Origin of the sequence: Geminocystis sp. NIES-3708, assembly GCF_001548095.1 — a bacterium.
GTDB lineage: Bacteria > Cyanobacteriota > Cyanobacteriia > Cyanobacteriales > Cyanobacteriaceae > Geminocystis.
The window spans coordinates 514,051-533,634 of sequence record NZ_AP014815.1 but is presented as its reverse complement, the minus strand read 5'-3'; the positions used below and the strand labels follow the sequence as shown (position 1 = coordinate 533,634).

Sequence of the window (19,584 nt, the reverse complement as noted above, 5' to 3'; positions counted from 1 at the left end):
GATTACATAGCGACGATCAACCCATGCTAGTATTTGATGGTGCGATGAATACAAATATGCAAGTACAAATTTATGATCTTAAAATCAATTCCTTATTAATTTATCAATAAGATTAGGTTATTATTATTGTAAATTAATCAATTCAACACTCTTAGAGTGAAATATCAACTTGAAGTTTTAATAATTAGGGAATAGAGTTGTAAAACTTGATTTAGGTTTAAATAACGAATCATGCTAATCTTCGATAAAGTTCTTTATTTTTGTCTAAAACATAATTAATTACTTCCTCAAAATCTTCTTCAGATTCGGTTAACTACTCGTTAATTTTTCCTTTCCCGATCGCCTCTAAGCCAGTAGATTGCAGTAAGACAGAAAAAACAACATGAATAATCCAAGTTTTCAATTAATTTATTGAATCATTATCTTTTTCTTCTTCTTTACCTTCTTCTAATAACAAATTTTCTGATTCTTCTAAATATGCTGTTTGAATTTGAGTTTTTTCATTAGCAAAAATGTATTGTTTTTCATTCACCTTCAAACTTGGCTCAAGTAGGTTTTCTAATCTTTCTCCTATTTTATCATGTAACTGATTAATTTTTTTTGTATTTAATTTATGACCTTGTTGTTGAGCTTTGCTAGTAATGTCTAAGTATTGTTCAAAAGCACGTATATCTTCTAATATAGACTTTATTTTTCCATCGTGAGAATTTTTGTTTGCCCAATCAAAAAATTTATCGATGAGATATTTAATCAAATCAATAATGTCTTTTATTCCATCAATTTTAATTTCTAATGATCCTGTTTCTATTTTAATAACTTTGATCGGAAATTCTTTTGAGTTAATATCAAGAATTAAACAAAATTCCTCATAAATCAAATTAATAGCCGATAATTTAGCTGATATTTCTTCTAAAGAAAATTCTCTCTCGAATATCAACACTAATCTTTCATAATTTTCAGGAATTTCTACATTAATAGAAAATTTCTCTATAGAAAAAGTCAAATTCTGGAGAATCAAATTAATTTGAGAGAAAACAAAATGAGCTTGATTTAGAAAAGAAACTAGAGAATTAAAATTATAAGTTCTCGTATATTCATTTAATCTATGTGTTAAAGGTTCAATACTTGATTTTAAATAATTTACTTCTCCACCAGATAAAATATTTTCATTCAAGAATACAGTATCAACATATTGTTGAAATTGATTAACACTGACTGAAAAGCGATAGACATCGATTTTATTTCTTAAAGTTTGATTGATTTGACCAATTTGTGTTTTTGAAGTATTTTGCTGATTATTTTGTAATCTGCAATACTCTAATCCTACCTCTTTTACTTGATCATAATACTGATTAAAATCGATTAAACACTTATAAAAATAATGATTTTCTACATAATTGATAATCTCTGCATATCTTTTTACACTTTCACTTACAAGCATTTGTCTTTTCCTGACTTGATTTTATAATTTAATTACTACCAAATAATTAAGTTACATTATATATTCATTCATTTTCAATTACGGATAACTCTAAATTGAACAAGAGATAGCCCTAAGATTTCTCAGAAATAAGCTAAAGTAGTTATTTAACATAACTTTATAGAACTTCTCATAATCTCAACTATCTATGAAAAACCGATTTTTAGAAAGACTACATAGCACCTCTAGACCCGTGCTAGTATTTGATGGTGCGATGGGTACGAATCTGCAAGTGCAAAACCTCACAGCAGAAGACTTTGGCGGTGCAGAATACGAAGGATGTAACGAGTATTTAGTCCATACTAAACCAGAAGCAGTGGAAACCGTGCATCGAGGCTTTTTAGAAGCTGGTGCAGACGTTATCGAAACCGACACCTTTGGAGGTACTCCCTTAGTTTTAGCAGAATATGACCTAGCCGATCGATCCTATTATCTCAACAAAACCGCCGCCCAACTTGCCAAAAGATTAGCCGATGAATACTCTACCCCAGAAAAACCCCGTTTCGTCGCTGGTAGTATGGGACCAGGTACAAAATTACCAACATTAGGACATATCGACTACGACACCCTTAAAAACGCCTATGTAACCCAAGTACAAGGCTTATACGATGGGGGGGTTGACTTATTATTAGTGGAAACCTGTCAGGATGTCTTACAAATCAAAGCCGCCCTTAAAGCCATTGAAGAAGTATTTGCTCAAAAAGGAGAAAGACTACCCCTCATGGTATCCGTGACAATGGAAACAATGGGTACAATGTTAGTAGGTACAGAAATTAACGCCGCCCTCGCCATTTTAGAGCGCTACCCTATCGATATTATGGGGCTAAACTGCGCCACAGGACCTGATTTAATGAAACCCCACATCAAATATTTAAGCGAAAACTCCCCTTTTGTTGTTTCCTGTGTGCCTAACGCTGGTTTACCTGAAAACGTGGGCGGACAAGCTCATTACCGCTTGACTCCAATAGAGTTAAAAATGAGTTTAATGCACTTTATCGAAGACTTAGGGGTTCAAATTATCGGCGGGTGTTGTGGAACCCGTTACGAGCATATTAGAGCCTTAGCAGAAATCGCTAGTACATTAAAACCAAAAGAAAGACAATATCATTATGAGCCTTCGGCGGCATCCATTTACACCACTCAACCCTATCAACAGGATAATTCTTTCTTAATTGTGGGGGAAAGACTCAACGCCAGTGGCTCGAAAAAATGCCGTGATTTACTCAATGCCGAAGATTGGGATGGTTTAATTTCCCTTGCCAAAGCGCAAGTAAAAGAAGGGGCGCACATCCTCGATGTCAACGTGGATTATGTGGGGCGCGACGGGGTGAAAGATATGCACGAATTGGCTTCCCGTCTGGTGAATAACGTTACCCTTCCCTTGATGTTAGACTCCACCGAGTGGCAAAAAATGGAGGCAGGTTTAAAGGTTGCGGGGGGTAAATGTATCCTCAATTCTACCAACTACGAAGACGGGGAAGAACGATTTTTCAAGGTGTTGGCATTGGCGAAGGAATACGGTGCTGGGGTGGTTATTGGTACAATCGATGAGGATGGTATGGCGCGCACGGCTGATCAAAAAGTTGCGATCGCCCAACGGGCTTATAATGATGTGGTTAACTATGGTATTCCAGCCCATGAAATCTTTTTCGATACCCTTGCTTTGCCCATTTCTACGGGGATTGAGGAAGACAGAGAAAACGGTAAAGCAACGATCGAATCTATCCAACGCATCCATGCAATGTTCCCCGAATGTCATTTCATGTTGGGGGTGTCGAATATCTCCTTTGGGTTGAATCCTGCGGCGAGACAGGTGTTAAACTCGGTGTTTCTTCATGAAGCCATGCAAGTAGGGATGGATGGTGCGATCGTATCTGCTAGTAAAATATTACCATTGGCAAAAATTGACGAAGAAGCACTGAAAATTTGCACTGATTTAATCTATGATAAAAGAGAATTTGACGGTGATATTTGCACTTATGATCCATTAGGAAAATTAACCACCTTATTTGAGGGTAAAACCACTAAAAGTAATAAGAAAAATGTGGCAGATTTACCCATCGAAGAAAGGTTAAAACAACATATTATTGAAGGGGAAAGAATCGGCTTAGAAGATGCTTTAAATATTGCTTTAGAAAAGTATCCTCCCTTAGATATTATCAACATTTATTTGTTAGATGGGATGAAAGTTGTGGGAGAATTATTTGGTAGTGGACAAATGCAATTACCGTTCGTTTTACAGTCTGCTCAAACTATGAAAGCCGCCGTTGCTTTTCTTGAACCATTTATGGATAAAGCAGATACAAATGGCAGTGGAAAAGGCACATTTTTAATCGCTACGGTGAAAGGAGATGTTCACGATATTGGCAAAAATTTAGTCGATATTATTCTCTCTAATAACGGCTATAAAGTGATTAATTTAGGTATTAAACAACCCGTAGAAAATATTATTCAAGCCTATCGTGAATCCAACGCAGATTGTATCGCCATGAGTGGTTTATTAGTAAAATCTACTGCTTTTATGAAAGACAATTTAGAGACATTTAACCAAGAGGGAATTACCGTGCCTGTTATCTTAGGGGGGGCGGCATTAACTCCGAAATTTGTCTATGAAGACTGTCAAAATACTTATCAAGGTAAAGTCGTTTACGGAAAAGATGCCTTTGCTGATTTGCATTTTATGGATAAATTAATGCCTTCTAAAAAAAGTAATCAATGGGATAACTTAGACGGATTTTTAGGCGATTTTACATCAGAAAATAGTATCTTTAAAGGACGTAATTTTGACGAATCGGGAGAAGTAAAACAGGAGGAAAAACAGGCTAAATCTAAATCAGAAATTAAAGAAATTGATACCCGAAGAAGTGAAGCAGTGGATGCAAATATTGAACGTTCAACTCCTCCTTTTTGGGGTACAAAAATCATGTCTCCTGATGAGCTTAATTTAGATGAAATTCTCTGGTATTTAGACTTACAAGCACTCTTTGCTGGGCAATGGCAATTTCGTAAACCTCAAGGGCAACCGAGGGAGGAATATGATCAGTTTTTACAAGAAAAAGTTTACCCTATTTTAGAGGAATGGAAAGCGAAAATTAAAGCGGAAAATTTATTACATCCTACCCTAGTTTATGGTTATTTTCCTTGTCAATCGGAGGGCAATACTTTATATATTTATAACCCAGAAAATCCAGAAGCTAAAGAAGAAATTGCCAAGTTTGAATTTCCTCGTCAAAAGTCTGGTAAAAGGTTGTGTATTGCTGACTTTTTCGCCTCTAAAGACTCTGGCATAATTGATGTTTTCCCTCTCCAAGCGGTGACAGTGGGAGAAGTTGCCACAGAATACGCTCAAAAACTGTTTGCTAATGATGAATATACCAATTACCTCTATTATCATGGTATGGCGGTGCAAACGGCGGAAGCGATGGCGGAATGGTGTCATGCAAGGATTCGCCGTGAGTTGGGTTTTGGACATTTAGAGCCTGACAATATCAAAGAAATCTTTAAGCAACATTATCAAGGTTCACGGTATAGTTTTGGTTATCCTGCCTGTCCGAATATGCAAGATCAGTATGTACAATTAGATTTACTAGACGCTAAACGGATTGGTATGTATATGGATGAGTCAGAACAAATCTACCCCGAACAGTCCACAAGTGCGATCGTTTGTTATCATCCTGTAGCTAAGTATTTTAGTGCTTAAATTATCATTAAGGTGAGCTTTTTGCTCACTAAATATGCTAATAATAATTGATAAATAAAGTTTGACAATTTATAAGTATTTACGATCAAGAAACACTGGATTTTGCCAAAGAACAAGAAGATAAAGTCAAAAAATTTAACTCTCGTTTTCATCAACATCCAGAAGATACGAGAGGAAAGGGCAGAGATGAATATAGAAGGGATTATTCAAGAGTTTTATATTGTTCTTCTTTTCGGAGATTACAAGGTAAAATGCAGTTATTAGGAGTAGATCATACTAATTTTCATAGAAATAGATTAACTCATAGCCTAGAAGTTGCTCAAATTGCTGAGAGTATTGCTACAAATTTAGGATTAGAAAACCCTGTTGTTTCTGAAACTTGTTCTTTATGTCATGATATGGGAAATCCTCCTTTTGGTCATGCAGGAGAAAAAATATTGAATGAATTGGCTGAAGATATTGGAGGTTACGAAGGAAACGCACAAACTTTTAGGATTCTTCATCGTTTAGAAAAAAAACATTATGCTTTTGCAGGATTAAATCTTACTGTAAGAACACTTTTAGGCGTAACTAAATATTTTTATAGAAAAGGTGAAAATCCAGATAAACCAAATAAGTTTTTATATAATGATGATTACCATTTTTTGTATCGAGAAATAAAAGATAAACAAATAGACATTAAAAAAAGTATTGATGCTCAAATTATGGATTTAGCTGATGAAATTGCTTATGCTGCTCATGATTTAGAAGATGCTATTAGCTTTGGTTTTATTACTTTATCCGAAATGATGTATGAATTTGATATTGATGAGGAGTTTAAATCAATTCGTGATGTTTTTAAAAATGAAATTGCAACACCCGCAAGAATTGTGGCATTGAAAGGAAGAGAAAATAATAGACTTAATACATCGGAAGAATATTCATTTATCTTGAGAAAAGAGTTAACTTCAAATATTGTTCATATATTAATGAATGATATTGGATTAGTTGATAAAGATGGATCAAAACAATTGGGATATAAAAATAAAAATTTCATTAAATTAGCAGAGGGACTAAAAAAACTAGTATTTAAAGCATTATTGAGGAAAAAAGATATTCAGCTTTACGAGAAACAAGGAGAACGAATTATTAGAGGACTTTTTGAGGTTTACAGTGATTCTAAATTTAACAAAGATTTATTATTATTACCACCAGAATTAAGAGCAATTACTAAAAATGTATCAGATGATTATTCTATTATAAAAAGAGTCATAATTGACTATATTGCGGGAATGATGGACTCATTTGCTATGCAAGAATATAAAAGGTATTTTGGTTCATCATCTTTGGATATGATATATGATAGAAATCTGTGGAGTAATCAATTCTGAAACACTTAAGTTATTTTAATCCTGATGTAGTTTAATTTTTACCGTGAGGCAACAATAAATGCAATACATTGAACATCAAGTTGGTGGGTTAGTCGTTAGTCAAAGAAAAAATGATGGTTATATTAGTGCTAGTAAACTGACAAAAGCCTATGAAAAACAAACAGGAAAATATAGAAATCCTAATGATTGGTTTGAACGAAATAGAACAATAGAATTTTTAGAACTTTTATCGGATAAAACGGGAATTGAAGTTTATGATTTAGTTCAGAAAAAAGGAGCAGGTAAAAATACAGAAATTTGGTTACATCCTAAATTAGCTGTATCTTTTGCTATGTGGTTGTCGCCAGAATTTGAGATGATGGTATCTGAATGGGTTGAACAATGGCTTTTAATTGGTAAAATCCCTGTTGAACAAACGTTTCAATTATATCCTTATCAACGAGTTTGGTATCAACGCTTAATGTTATTTGAACAAAAAACTCAACTACCGAAAGGTACATGGTGTGTTTTTGAAGAAATAGGTAAATTGATGAGACGATTAGAGGCTAAAGACATACCTTTACATGATAGAGCAACTATTGATATTTCTATTGGTAGAGCATGGTGTCGTTATTTAAGAGAACAAAAAGATTATGATACTTCTAGCTTTGAACAATATATTCATTATTACCCAGATAGTAGAGGACAACAATTAGCCAATATTTATCCCTATGATTTATTAGGAATATTTCATCAATGGTTAGAAGATACTTATATTCCTGAAAAGTTTCCTAAATATGTTAGAGAATTTGTTAGTTCTGAAGAATGTAAGTTAATTTCTGAAGCTATTGGATGTGAAGTAAAACCAATATTAAGAAAAATAAAATCAACTTCTTGAAATTTTAAATTTAGCTTTTAACTTTACCGTGAATAATTTTATAAAAATTCACCTATGATGAATTCACAATATACTGTTCAAAATGAAAAAACAAAAATTATTTTAGGAGATGCTATCACAGTATTAAACGAATATATCGAAAATGAATCGATCGATCTCATATTTGTCGATCCTCCGGCGTTGGTGAATGAGGGTATGATAGAAAGAGGAAAAAAGTGAAGTAAAAAAACATGAAATGTCCAGAATGTGGCTCCAAGAATATCAATAAAAATGGCATAAAAAAAGGAAAACAAAATCATATTTGTGTTCATTGTCGCGGACAATTTATAGCTCCAGAACAACTCAGTGGTAAAGGTTATAGTGATGATCTCAGAAAAGAATGCTTAAAAATGTACGTCAATGGTATGGGTTTTCGAGCTATTGGGAGGATTAAACAGGTGCATCATACAACGATCATCTCTTGGGTTAAAGCAGTGGGTCAAATTTTGCCACAGAGCTATCATCCAGAAACGCTACCAGAAGTTGGAGAATTAGATGAATTGCAAACCTTTGTCGGCTCAAAAAAAAACCAATCTGGCGATGGACAGCGGTAGATCATTTTCACGAGGGTATATTGGAATGGGTCATAGGGGATAGAAGTGCAAAAACATTTAGACCGTTGTGGGAGCAAGTAAAAAAATGGCATTGTTATTTTTATGTAACAGACGGGTGGAAAGTCTATGGAAACTTTATTCCTGAGGGCGACCAAATCATCTGTAAAACATACATGACCAGAGTGGAGGGAGAAAATACGAGATTAAGACATTATCTTGCTAGAGTACATCGAAAAACTTTATGTTATTCAAAATCCATGGAGATTTTAAAGTATTCTGTTTCACTATTGATTCACTATCTCAAATTTAAAGATATACCAATTCCTTTTCGTCCTTTAGGGAGACCTACTTTTAGTCTTCTTCATACCTAAAATCACCAATGCCAATTAAACATAAGGCAGTAGTTAGTTTGATAGTTTGCTATATTCAGCTTACTATTTGCCTGTTTTCTTATCCAAAACTGAGGTTAATTATGGATAATGAACTAATTCATAGAAAAACAGAATAAAAAAATTAGTAGAAATAGCAGATCATAAGATGTTATTTTGCTGATATATTTCCCTAATTTTAACGATATTGAACATGATTTTAGTGCTTTAAAAGAAGCGAGAATTCATCAAGGAGGGGAGATGACTTTAGGTAAAATAATTTTGTAACTATTGTACTGGCTAATTGTCTTATTCTTATTTGAAATGATTATACAATTAATTTTGTGTGGGTACTTAAATCAAATTAGGATAAAAACTTACAATACATTGAAATCTTTGCGTCTTTGCAAGATTTATTCCTATAACTTTTTAACCGACATTAAATGATCAAGATACTCCATATTATCGATAAATTATCAAGCACTGGACCTGCTCGTTCACTAATCGCCTCTGCTAAATATGCTTTGAAACAAAATCTTATTCAAGAACACTGTATTATTACCCTACACTCAGATGTTTATCCTTTAACTCTCATTCAAGCTAAGCAAGCTCAAATCAAGGTTTTTCGTAAACCTGACAGAGAAATTCTGATACAAGAAATTGAAAAGGCTGATATTGTGCAAATTCATTTTTGGAATAATCCCTCAATTTATGAGTTTCTTTCCTTAGATTTTCCGCCTATGCGTTTGTTATTGTGGTTTAAAATTATTGGTGATAAACCTCCTCAAATCATCACAACAGGATTACTTAGTTACTCAGATTTTGCTTTAACTACAAGTCCTTATACTCTTAATTTACCAATATTTGATCACATTTCTGAAAACCAAAAGGATATAGTTTATGGTATTGCTGATGACGATAGACTTAAAAATTTACAACCTCAACCTCATAATACTTTTAATGTCGGTTATATTGGTACGGTTAATTTTGCAAAAATGCACCCTCATTATATTTCTATGAGTGGGGAGGTTTCCATTCCCAATGTAAAATTTATTGTTTGTGGTGGTGGCATTGAAAAACAGTTACAAGAAGAAGTAAATCAACTAGGAATTGCAGATAAATTCGATTTTCGTGGTTATGTGGAAAATATTAAACAGATTTTAGCAATTTTAGATGTTTTTGGTTATCCCTTATGTGAAGATACTTATGCTACTTCGGAAAAAAGTTTACAAGAAGCCATGTATGCAGGAATACCTCCTGTTGTGTTTCCTTATGGCGGTGTTAAATGTCTAGTAACCCATAATCAAAATGGTTTAATTGTTAACAGTGAGTCAGAATATCGAAATGCGATCGAATATCTTTATCATTATCCAGAAGAAAGAATCAGATTAGGAAAAAATGCCCGTCATTATGCCCTAGAAAATTTTAATAGTAAATATTGGGCAAAAAAACTCCATAATATTTATCAACAAATGATGGCATTACCTAAGAGAAAAAGATTATGGCAAGATATCATTAATTTTAGTCAAAATAAAACACCAGCACAATTGTTTATTGAATCTTTAGGAGAGTCAGCACCACAATTTCAAGTAAGTTTAAGTTGTGATGATACCCAAGAATTATTGAGTGCAGAGGCTAAAATTGCCCAATCATCAGTATTATTGTCAGCTGGTGAAGGAGGTATTATTCAATATCGAAATTATTATCCTGATGATGCTTATTTAAGATTATGGTGTGGATTAGTATTACAAAATCAACATAGATATTCTTCTGCTTTATCAGAGTTTGAAATATCGTTAAATTTAGGTTTTAATCATTGGCGAATTTATTGGTATATTGCTCAATGTGCCATCGTTCTTAAAGATTTAGATACAGCTAAAACATCTTTAGAATATATTATTAACAATAATCCTCAATTTATCCTTGCTCAAAAAATGTTAAACTCTCTTTTTACCGAATAAAAAATTTAAAAATAACTATCAAAATACTAAGTTTTTTATGGCAACTAAACCATTAGTTAGCGTGATTATACCTGTTTATAACGGGGAAAAATATCTTGGGGAAGCCATCGAAAGTGTTTTTCAACAGATTTATAATCCTATTGAATTAATAATAGTTGATGATGGTTCAACAGATAATAGCAGAAATATAGCGAAAAGTTATCCTCAAATTCTTTATATTTACCAAGATAATCAAGGAGTTTCTGTAGCTCGAAATACAGGAATTGCGATGGCAAAAGGAGAGTTTATTGCGTTTTTAGATGCTGATGATATTTGGATGAATAATAAACTTGAAATTCAAATAGAATATTTCCTTAAAAATCCTCATATCGGTTATAGTGTCACCAAACAACGTTTTTTTTTGGAGTCAGGGATAACAATTCCTTCATTCTTTAACCAAAAATTTTTATCCATAGATCATACTGGTTATTTAGCAAGTACTTTAGTTGTGAAAAGAGAAGTTTTTGAAAAAATTGGCAAGTTTAATACTAAATATATTTGCGGAGGAGAAGCAACAGAATGGTTTTTCCGTGCTAAAGATTTTGATGTTTTGATGATTGCGATTCCAAAAACATTATTATTGAAGCGTATGCACAGTGATAATGAATCAAACAAAGATCCTGATAGGATTGAAATTTTTAAAATTATTAAGGCTTCTTTAGAAAGAAATAGAAGTTTTTATTAACACTAAAAATTATATTAATTTAATTTAATTTAAAATTGCTCAAATATGGTCTATTCTTTCAAAGAAATCAGAAAAAGAAAAAGAGAGATTATAGCTTATTATTATAATTATTTTGAATATAATAAAATGCCAGATAAAAAGTTTATTATTTTTGCTCAAGGTAGAACAGGAAGTACGTTACTTTATGAACTACTTAATTCACATCCTCAAGTTTTTTGCGACAAAGAAATTTTTTGGGATAATTTTCCGAAATTTATTTTTCCGAAATTATATGCCCAAGGTTTAGCAATAAAAAGTAAACATCAAGTGTATGGATTTCATGTAAAAATTCATCAATTAACAATGATTCAAAAGTTAAATGCAAAAAAATTTCTTACAGAGTTATCTTCTCAAGGTTGGAAAATTATTTTTTTAACTAGAAATAATCTTTTGAAACAAGCCATCTCAAGAATTATTGCTCGACAGAGAAATCAGTGGTTTGATAGAAAAGAAAATCCTTTATCTCAACTAAATTTTGTGATCAATTGTGATGATTTATTAGAAAAAATTAAAGAACAAGAAACTTTACAATATCAAGAAAAAAAGATAATTCAAGATTTATCTCACCTTCCAATTTTTTATGAAAGAGATTTAATAAAAAAAGAAAAACATCAATATACACTTAACAGAATTTTTGATTTTTTAGATATTCCTTCCATGTCAGTTAATAGTACTTTAGTCAAAACAACTCCCGAATATTTATCAAGTTTTATTTCAAACTATCAAGAAATCAAAAATATCATTAATCAAACTCGATATGCTAAATTTTTGGATGAATAATTATTGTACATATAATAAAATTAATCATGATTATAAATAAACTAAATATACCAGTAGTTTTTCTTATTTTTAATCGCCCAGAAACAACCATAAAAGTTTTTGAAACTATTCGCCAAGCTAAACCATCTCAATTATTTATTATCGCTGATGGACCACGTTTAAATATTCCAGAAGATCAAGAAAAATGTCAAATTTCTCGAAAAATTGTTGAAAATATTGATTGGGAATGTAAAATATTTAAAAATTATTCAGATATTAATTTAGGTTGTGGTAAACGAGTTTCAACAGGAATTAATTGGGTTTTTCAACAAGTAGAATTAGCAATTATTTTAGAAGATGACTGCCTTCCTCATCCTGATTTTTTTCGATTTTGTGAAGATTTACTTTTTCAATATCAACTGAATCCCAATATTATGATGATTAGCGGTACTAATGATTTATTAAAATGGAAGAATAAAACTCAAAGTTATCATTTTTCTCATTATGGAAGTGCTTGGGGATGGGCAACTTGGCGAAGGGCATGGAATTTTTATGATTATGAGATGAAACAATGGAATAATCGAGAAAATCAAGAAAAAATAAAATATATTTTACAAGATGAAAAACAATTTAATTACCGCCATAAAATTTGTGAATTAACCTTATATAGAAAAGTTGATATTTGGGATTATCAATGGACTTTTTCTCGTTTATTACAGGGCGGATTAACAATTATTCCCTCAGTAAATTTAATTAAAAATATTGGCTTTAATTCTAACGCAACTCATACAACTAAATTTTCTCTATTTAATGGTGATTTAGATTCTTCTCCTCTTGATTTCCCCCTGTCAAATCCTAACATTATAGAAGTAGATAGAGAATATGACCATCAATATTTTTTAATGCGAATAGGCAAACCTAACTTAAATATATTGTTATCTTTTATTGAGGAATTTCTCGCTATTAATAGAAATATACAGGCTTTAATATTAATCAAAAAAGCACTAACAATTTATCCCAATTTATCTCAATTACATTCTCTTAAAGCTAAAACTATATTGAAACTAAGACAAATTAGCTCAAATTCTAATAATTAGAGATTGCCTCATAGTGGTATAGTGAAAGTAGGGAAGAGGAAAGAGTTTTAATAGTTTTTATTGTTAGAATTTAAGTCTGACGACACATATTACTCATCCAGTTTTTGACTAAATAAGGGGTTTAAACCTCTAGCTAAAACGACACTTTTTTTTTTGCAATGTATTATCTCAAAACCCTTGATTTTATAGCTTTTTGATTAATTCAGCAGATCCTAATTAAAATTATTTTCTGTTAAAAAAATTAAGATAAACTAGCCACTATTACGTTATTTAATAATATCTCGTTGGTTAATAAGTCTTCTACAGTTATTTTTAAAGCTCGTTGTTCATCTACCATAAATAATACTTTAATGCGATCGCTTCCGGGTATGCCTAAAGGATTTAATCTTGCAATGGTTTTTCCTCCCTCATTATCGTTTAAGGGTTGCACTTTTTTCTCTCCTTGAGTGACGTTACGGGTAATAAGGCGATCGCCATCAAAATAAACTTCAGTACTGGTGTTTTGTTCTCCTAATTCTCCGATAATTAATTCAATACTGGGTTGATTTTCCACAGATGCGCCTAAAGTTAACTCAATGGGGTTAGTCATGGGGTAAGGTTGCCCACTGGGAATAATCGTATGCCAATCGTGACGTTTTTGACGACGATTCCAGTAACGAATACCATAACTATGATAAAGAAAATCTTTGACTTGTAAACCTTCTTCTAATTTTAGTGCCCCTATGGCGATCGCAGAAAAAGGTTGATCCTTTTTGATTTTTTTTGGGGAAAAATATTTTTGTAGCCAAGTTTGTACGGCTGGAATTTGTCCACTACCACCCACCAATAAAACTTGGTCAATATTAACAGTGTCAACACCCCTACGTTTTGCTTGTTGTAAGACGTTTTCTATTAATTGGTCTAATTTGTCAAAAAAAAGATTTGCGGTCAAGATTTGCTCAAATTCTGTCCTATTGAGCTTTAAATCATAAGTTTCTAAAGTTCGATCATTAAAAAATACTTCTTGAGCGTTTTTTTGAGTGGATAACTGGATTTTTAATCTTTCTGCTAGTCTTGTGGTGAGGGAAGATTTAACAATACCTTGATTGTTGTGAAAATAGTCTAATATCCAATTATCTAAATCACAACCTCCTAAATTAGTGCCAGTTTTTGCAATTACCTTTGCTAATTTTATTTTTTGATTACTATTTTCTCCTAATAATTTTTCGCCCCATTTTAAAATGAAACCTTGAGTTTTTTTACTTTTTCCTAAGTTTAATTCTACTAAAGAAAAGTCGATTGTGCCGCCACCAAAATCTACGACTAATAATAAATTATCATTTTCAGTACCATAACCTAAAGCAGCCGCTGTGGGTTCATCAATAATTTTAATTTGATTAATATTCCATTTCTCACAAATACCTGTTAACCAGTGACGATAATTTTCAAAACTATCTACAGGCACAGTTAAAATTAAACTGTCGGGAGTTTCTTTTAATTCTTTTAAAATACCTGTTAAAAACCATTCACCTATATTTTCAAAGTTAATATTCTTATTATCTAACTCTGGTAAAAAACCTTGGATTTCTGTTCCAATTCCCCTTTTAAAATTGCGAAAATAACGAAAGTTATTATTAATATCTAAACCTTTATCTCTAACTTTTTGCCCAATAGTTATATCTTCTTTTTCGGCATCATTCACATAGACTAAACTGGGAATTAATGGTGGTATTTTCAGATTATTTTGAGCAATATTTGCTAGTTTGATAATTTCTGTTTCTCCCGTAACTTTATTGATGCGAGTAACGACAGTATTACTTGTTCCAAAATCAATTGCGATCGCCATTATTTTTCAAGTTAAAAGTTGATAGTTATTAAAATGTAAATTATAGTTAATATTTCTATTTTCTAAGAAAAAATATTGATTGATATTCAGGGCAATAAACTTTAACAGAAGCAAAAGTAATTCCCCACGCTATAGCTTCAATTCCATCATGATTATTTGAGTTAATTTCTCCTTTAAAATTATTATATATACTGGAAATATTTCCATCAGAAAATAAATTAGCTACCGTAGAAGCGTTTTCTGTAATGAAAATTAAATATTTGTTTTTATCACTGCTTAACATTTCTTTAAATATAGAAAATTCCTGAGAAAAAGAGTCTTTTTTTTTCAAAAACTCACAAAATTTCTTTCCAGTTATAATAGCTTTGTTCTTACCACCGTAATAATGAAATGTCTGTTGCATTTTTGGTAATAAATCTTTTTCAGTTAATGAATCTTGAGCATATTTATGAAATAATTTAAGAAATTTAAAATTACTATAAAAATTATATATAATAGGTGAAAATAATAAAAAGATAATAACTATTAATAAGAAATGAAAAATAACTTTATTCTTAATATTAGACTTATTTTTTTGATAATTGTTGTGATACTTTTTAGTAAAATAGCCATGGGAATTTTTAATATTAAGACCAGTATCTTTTTTTTGATTAATTTTTCCTTTTAGCTCATTAAATTTCTTATAATCGGCTTCAGCTCTTAAATTAAATCCTTGTTTTTCTAAGACTATCGCTCGATAAAAATAAGCCTCTGTGAATGTATCATCAATTTTTATAGCATTATTAAAATAAGGAATAGCCTCTTCCCATTCTTCATTTTCAGCGGCTAATACTCCTAAATTATAATAATATTTAGAAACATCCTCTTCTATATTAGTTTTAAATTTTGACGATAAATTTTTAGCGTTAAAGTTATCATTTTTATTAATCAATATTTCATAGGCTTCACTAATAACTATAAATTTTTCTTTGGCTAAATTTTGTTGTATTAAATTACCTATAAAATTATCAGGATGCCATTTTTTAGATAATTGCCTATAGGCTTTCTTAATTTGTTCTTTAGAAGCATTTTCTGGTAATTCAAGTATTTTATAATATTTGTTTAAACTTATCATCATTGATTACCTTCTAAGATATATTTATAAAAAATAATTTACTAATAGTTAAATAGTAAGTATATATTTTGCCTAATCTCTAATTATTTAAGTCTTTTATAAGCAGTAACTAACGCATTTTCATCTCCTACATTACCCGGAAATAAAACTACTGGTAAATTAGGGAAAAGATAATGATTATTTGGTGTAATTATAACAGAACATCCTGCTAAAATTTGTCCTAATAATCTTGCTTCTTTTAACGCTAAACCATCACTTAAAACATCATTAGAAGTAATACCACCTTTACTAATTAAAAAGCCAATATCTGAAGGTAAACCTCTCACAATATCCATCAATACTGCCGACACTTGCTTTCCAAATTCAAGTCGAGTTTCGATGTCAGGAAAACTCAATTCTTGACGGCTAGTATAAACTACAGGAGTTTTTCCGTTATTCAAAGTTTCGCTAATTTTATCTAAGGCTGAGTTAATAATCTTGTCTCGACTTTTCAATTTATCTCTTAAAAAAGTCACGTCAATTTCAATGCCAACAATATCAGATTGTTGTAATAACTGTTTTAATTGTTGAGTTGTTTTTTTGACATGAGAACCAACTATAATAACCCCAGATTTAGCGGTAGGTTTATATTTTGCCATGGCTTCCGCTTCAATGGGTTGCTTTCCTAATCCTGCCAAAGAAGTTAAAATACTTGCCGCACTACGAAAAAGGAACTTTTTGCCTTCGGAGGCGATTTGTAGTAAATCAAGGGCAAATTTATCTAAATCCTGTTGATTTTCACCATCTACTACTACACATTGATTATGTTTCAAATTTCGGAGACGATTTTGAGTACCATTTCTAATATCACCTAGTAAAAATCTTTCGACTTTATCGGCGGTAATTTTACCTTTAGTTTTTTCTTCCACATAATCAGGAAGGTAACTATATTGATAACCAAATACGGAGTCTTGGGCAAATTCCGTTTGATGTACAGGAGTTTCAACGCCATTAACTAATAGATAATGAATAGAGTCACGGGTAATTCTTCCACCTTCAAAAAATGCTGGAATCAGGAAATGTGCGTCAAATTCCCCTAATTCTTCGGCAATAACATCAGTTTCTAGGGGATAATGTCCTCTTAAGGTAGAATCTGAGCGACTTACTACTAAATATTCTTTAATATTTTCAAGAGCGAGCGCCTGTTTTAAATTATGACAAACTTCTCGAGTAACAGCTTGGGCTTCTGTAGGAGTTAATGCCCTTGTGTTAGTTAAAATGAAGAAAATAGATGCATCATCTCGTAAACCATCTCGTAAAGTATCTATATCCCATTTCATTAATAATAAACAACTGTGGACTGTTTGAGAACCTGTGGGATCATCATCTAAAACGATTATTTTTGGTTGCTGAGTCATGATAACTAGGAATTTAGGAATAAAAAACTATTATTCATTGTTCATTGTCAATTGTTGATTGTCAATTATTCCTTTAAAACATAGCCAACACCTCTGACGGTTTGAATGATTCTTTTTTCTTTATTAGATTCTAATTTTAATCGTAAATAACGTACATAAACCTCAATAATATTGGAATCACCACCGAAATCATAACCCCAAACTCTTTCTAAAATTTGATCTCTAGTTAAGACTTGTCTTGGGTGTGATATTAAATATTCCATTAAATCATATTCAGTAGCTGTCAATTCAATTAGGCGATCGCCCCTTTTAACTTCACGAGTACGACGATTAAGAGTAAGATCAAGAAACTGTAGTTGATCAGGATCTTCTTCATTACTACGACGTAAATGAGCTCGGAATCTTGCTAATAATTCTTCAATACTGAAAGGTTTAACGATATAATCATCTGCACCAGCATCTAAACCAGCCACTCGATCACTAATTTCATCCTTAGCAGTTAATAATATAATAGGAGTTTTACTACCTGTTAAACGCAGACGACGACAAACTTCTAACCCTGAAATTCCGGGTAACATCCAATCAAGTAAAATTAAATCAGCATTACATTCTCTAGCGGTGCTTAAACCTGACATCCCATCATTCGCCACAATAACTTCATAACCCTCATATTGCAATTCCAATTCCAAAAATTTTGCCAGTTTTTGTTCATCTTCTATCACTAAAATTTTATACATAATTTCTATTATAATTCTAAGTATAGTGTTTATAAACTATAAAATAATAACTAATAATTTTCCAATTTTTGTTGATTCTAAATTTCTCTTTCTCGTTTGCCCTTTTGCTTTTGTGCTAAATTAATAGGACTTAAAATATTATTTAATGTTCTTAATTGTTCTGCTGTACCCATAGACATTAGTGAATCTCCAGCTTCTAAAATAAAATCTCCCATAGGTCCTACTACTAAAGTACCATCATGTCGGCGAATAGCTACCACTAACGCCCCTGATTTTGCCCTTAATTGAGTTTGTGCGAGGGTTTGCCCAATACAAGGACAATTATCTTCGTTTAATAAACATTCTTCTAAATAAAAAGATTTCTCTCCCCCCGCAAAAATACCATCGACAAAATCCATTACCTGTGGACGTAATGCGGCGGCGGCTAATCTTTTCCCTCCTGTTATATAAGGTGAAACAACAGTATCAGCTCCCGCTCGTTCCAATTTCTTAACTGCTTCTTCCGTACTCGCTCTAGCGATAGCTCGAATATCTGGATTAAGAGCTTTTGCTGACATTACAGTATATAAATTATCAGCATCAGAACTTAAAGCCGCAACAATACAAATAGCCGTTTCAATTTTTGCTAAGATTAAAAACTCATCTAAAGTCGCATCTCCTTGTAAAACTAAATAACCTTGTTGTTGAGCTTTTTCTAGTTCATCCAAATCTGAATCAATGATAATAAATGAGATACCTTCGGCAGCAAATTCTCTGGCTACATGATTTCCCGTGCGTCCATAACCGCATAGTATGTAATGGTTAGATAATTTATCAATCACATTCCTCTTTTGTCTTAAACGAATACTTTCTCGAAAATACCCTTGTAAAAACGCTTCCGTAATTCGATTCACTAAATAACCGATAACAATAATACCCATCAAAATTAAAACTATCGTAAATAAACGAGATCGGTCATCAAGGGGATTTACTTCACCAAAACCAACACTAGATAAGGTAATGATAGTCATATAAGCTGAATCTATTAATGACCATTTTTCGACTAACCAAAACCAGAGTGTTCCCGTGATGAAAACTCCTCCTAAAACCACTAACCCACCTACTAATTCTGTTTTTAATCTTTGATAGTTTTTTTCTAATGTGTATGCAGTTACTTCACGCTTTCTAAAAAATATCTTCTTGTTACTCCTTAGTTTTAGTGATTATTTTCTATTTCTTATTGTCCATTATCTGGGGCTGAAATTTTGTTAAAAAATAAATGTCAAGAAATAATAACATTAAAATATTATCAAATCTTATCTCATTGATTAATGTCAGAGAATCTTGATATAATGATCCTTATAACCTATATTTTTGGTTGATCAGCTATAAATAAAAAGTTAAACCCCTTGACGAATGAGGGTTAGATTTTGTTACATAAGGTTAAGTAATTGATCCCCGTGAGGTTAAAAATAATTGAAGCCTCAAAAGGTGTATCTAAGCTAAACCCGTTTAGTGACAAAGTACTATTATGATCTGACTACCGAGAAATAAAAGTAACGAA

At 31.7% G+C, this 19,584-nt stretch carries 15 protein-coding genes; 9 read left to right on the top strand and 6 right to left on the bottom strand.

Annotated elements, in window-relative coordinates:
- Nucleotides 1–403: 403 nt before the first annotated feature.
- Nucleotides 404–1,441: a hypothetical protein gene (locus GM3708_RS02255; RefSeq protein WP_066343795.1), complete on the bottom strand. Its 1,038-nt coding sequence runs from the start codon at nt 1,439–1,441 to the stop codon at nt 404–406.
- A gap of 187 nt (nt 1,442–1,628) precedes the next feature.
- Between GM3708_RS02255 and metH the strand changes: the two genes are divergently transcribed.
- From metH to GM3708_RS02210, 9 genes are all read left to right on the top strand, one after another.
- Nucleotides 1,629–5,180, top strand: a complete 3,552-nt coding sequence (metH, locus tag GM3708_RS02250) for a methionine synthase (protein ID WP_066343794.1) — start codon at nt 1,629–1,631, stop codon at nt 5,178–5,180.
- A gap of 71 nt (nt 5,181–5,251) precedes the next feature.
- A complete protein-coding gene (locus GM3708_RS02245) occupies nt 5,252–6,550 on the top strand; it encodes a deoxyguanosinetriphosphate triphosphohydrolase family protein (RefSeq protein WP_197671699.1) in 1,299 nt (432 codons plus the stop codon).
- Nucleotides 6,551–6,608: 58 nt separating this feature from the next.
- Nucleotides 6,609–7,427 (top strand): KilA-N domain-containing protein, encoded by an 819-nt coding sequence (locus tag GM3708_RS02240; RefSeq protein ID WP_066343791.1) that lies wholly within the window; start codon nt 6,609–6,611, stop codon nt 7,425–7,427.
- 54 nt (nt 7,428–7,481) lie between these two features.
- The gene (locus GM3708_RS18440; protein ID WP_197671681.1) at nt 7,482–7,646 is read left to right on the top strand and encodes a hypothetical protein; all 165 of its coding nucleotides are present in this window, start codon (nt 7,482–7,484) and stop codon (nt 7,644–7,646) included.
- Nucleotides 7,647–7,657: 11 nt separating this feature from the next.
- A protein-coding gene (locus tag GM3708_RS17740) for an IS1 family transposase (protein ID WP_231933035.1) occupies nt 7,658–8,391 on the top strand; the annotation gives its coding sequence in 2 pieces (ribosomal slippage) (nt 7,658–7,996 and nt 7,999–8,391; 732 coding nt in all).
- Nucleotides 8,392–8,831: 440 nt separating this feature from the next.
- Nucleotides 8,832–10,349 carry a glycosyltransferase family 4 protein gene (locus GM3708_RS02225; protein ID WP_066343787.1) on the top strand — a complete coding sequence of 506 codons (1,518 nt, stop codon included), beginning with the start codon at nt 8,832–8,834 and terminating at the stop codon, nt 10,347–10,349.
- A gap of 37 nt (nt 10,350–10,386) precedes the next feature.
- Nucleotides 10,387–11,073 (top strand): glycosyltransferase family A protein, encoded by a 687-nt coding sequence (locus GM3708_RS02220; RefSeq protein WP_066343786.1) that lies wholly within the window; start codon nt 10,387–10,389, stop codon nt 11,071–11,073.
- 126 nt (nt 11,074–11,199) lie between these two features.
- Nucleotides 11,200–11,892, top strand: coding sequence for a sulfotransferase domain-containing protein (locus GM3708_RS02215; protein ID WP_158505844.1), 693 nt, complete (start codon nt 11,200–11,202; stop codon nt 11,890–11,892).
- 26 nt (nt 11,893–11,918) lie between these two features.
- Complete coding sequence (locus GM3708_RS02210; RefSeq protein ID WP_071827565.1) at nt 11,919–12,968, top strand: glycosyltransferase family A protein; 1,050 nt, start codon at nt 11,919–11,921, stop codon at nt 12,966–12,968.
- 241 nt (nt 12,969–13,209) lie between these two features.
- Here GM3708_RS02210 and GM3708_RS02205 read toward each other — a convergent pair whose 3' ends face one another.
- The 5 genes from GM3708_RS02205 to GM3708_RS02185 all read right to left on the bottom strand — a co-directional run bounded on the left by GM3708_RS02205 (nt 13,210) and on the right by GM3708_RS02185 (nt 19,216).
- A complete protein-coding gene (locus tag GM3708_RS02205; protein WP_066343783.1) occupies nt 13,210–14,793 on the bottom strand; it encodes an Hsp70 family protein in 1,584 nt (527 codons plus the stop codon).
- A gap of 55 nt (nt 14,794–14,848) precedes the next feature.
- Entirely contained in the window at nt 14,849–15,910 is a 1,062-nt protein-coding gene (locus GM3708_RS02200) for a DnaJ domain-containing protein (protein WP_082713977.1), read from the bottom strand.
- Nucleotides 15,911–15,990: 80 nt separating this feature from the next.
- Nucleotides 15,991–17,304, bottom strand: a complete 1,314-nt coding sequence (locus tag GM3708_RS02195) for a four-carbon acid sugar kinase family protein (RefSeq protein ID WP_066343780.1) — start codon at nt 17,302–17,304, stop codon at nt 15,991–15,993.
- Nucleotides 17,305–17,369: 65 nt separating this feature from the next.
- Nucleotides 17,370–18,041, bottom strand: a complete 672-nt coding sequence (locus GM3708_RS02190) for a response regulator transcription factor (protein ID WP_066343779.1) — start codon at nt 18,039–18,041, stop codon at nt 17,370–17,372.
- Between the two features lie 77 nt (nt 18,042–18,118).
- Nucleotides 18,119–19,216: a TrkA family potassium uptake protein gene (locus GM3708_RS02185; RefSeq protein ID WP_066343777.1), complete on the bottom strand. Its 1,098-nt coding sequence runs from the start codon at nt 19,214–19,216 to the stop codon at nt 18,119–18,121.
- Between the last annotated feature and the right edge of the window lie 368 nt (nt 19,217–19,584).

Bases quoted from the DNA above. Each gene is read 5' to 3' on its own strand.
- GM3708_RS02195 (WP_066343780.1), bottom strand. From the start codon at position 17,304: ATGACTCAGCAACCAAAAATAATCGTTTTAGATGATGATCCCACAGGT.
- GM3708_RS02220 (WP_066343786.1), top strand. From the start codon at position 10,387: ATGGCAACTAAACCATTAGTTAGCGTGATTATACCTGTTTATAACGGG.
- GM3708_RS02205 (WP_066343783.1), bottom strand. From the start codon at position 14,793: ATGGCGATCGCAATTGATTTTGGAACAAGTAATACTGTCGTTACTCGC.
- GM3708_RS02225 (WP_066343787.1), top strand. From the start codon at position 8,832: ATGATCAAGATACTCCATATTATCGATAAATTATCAAGCACTGGACCT.
- GM3708_RS02210 (WP_071827565.1), top strand. From the start codon at position 11,919: ATGATTATAAATAAACTAAATATACCAGTAGTTTTTCTTATTTTTAAT.
- GM3708_RS02190 (WP_066343779.1), bottom strand. From the start codon at position 18,041: ATGTATAAAATTTTAGTGATAGAAGATGAACAAAAACTGGCAAAATTT.
- GM3708_RS18440 (WP_197671681.1), top strand. From the start codon at position 7,482: ATGATGAATTCACAATATACTGTTCAAAATGAAAAAACAAAAATTATT.
- GM3708_RS02255 (WP_066343795.1), bottom strand. From the start codon at position 1,441: ATGCTTGTAAGTGAAAGTGTAAAAAGATATGCAGAGATTATCAATTAT.
- GM3708_RS02240 (WP_066343791.1), top strand. From the start codon at position 6,609: ATGCAATACATTGAACATCAAGTTGGTGGGTTAGTCGTTAGTCAAAGA.
- GM3708_RS02200 (WP_082713977.1), bottom strand. From the start codon at position 15,910: ATGATGATAAGTTTAAACAAATATTATAAAATACTTGAATTACCAGAA.
- GM3708_RS02215 (WP_158505844.1), top strand. From the start codon at position 11,200: ATGCCAGATAAAAAGTTTATTATTTTTGCTCAAGGTAGAACAGGAAGT.
- metH (WP_066343794.1), top strand. From the start codon at position 1,629: ATGAAAAACCGATTTTTAGAAAGACTACATAGCACCTCTAGACCCGTG.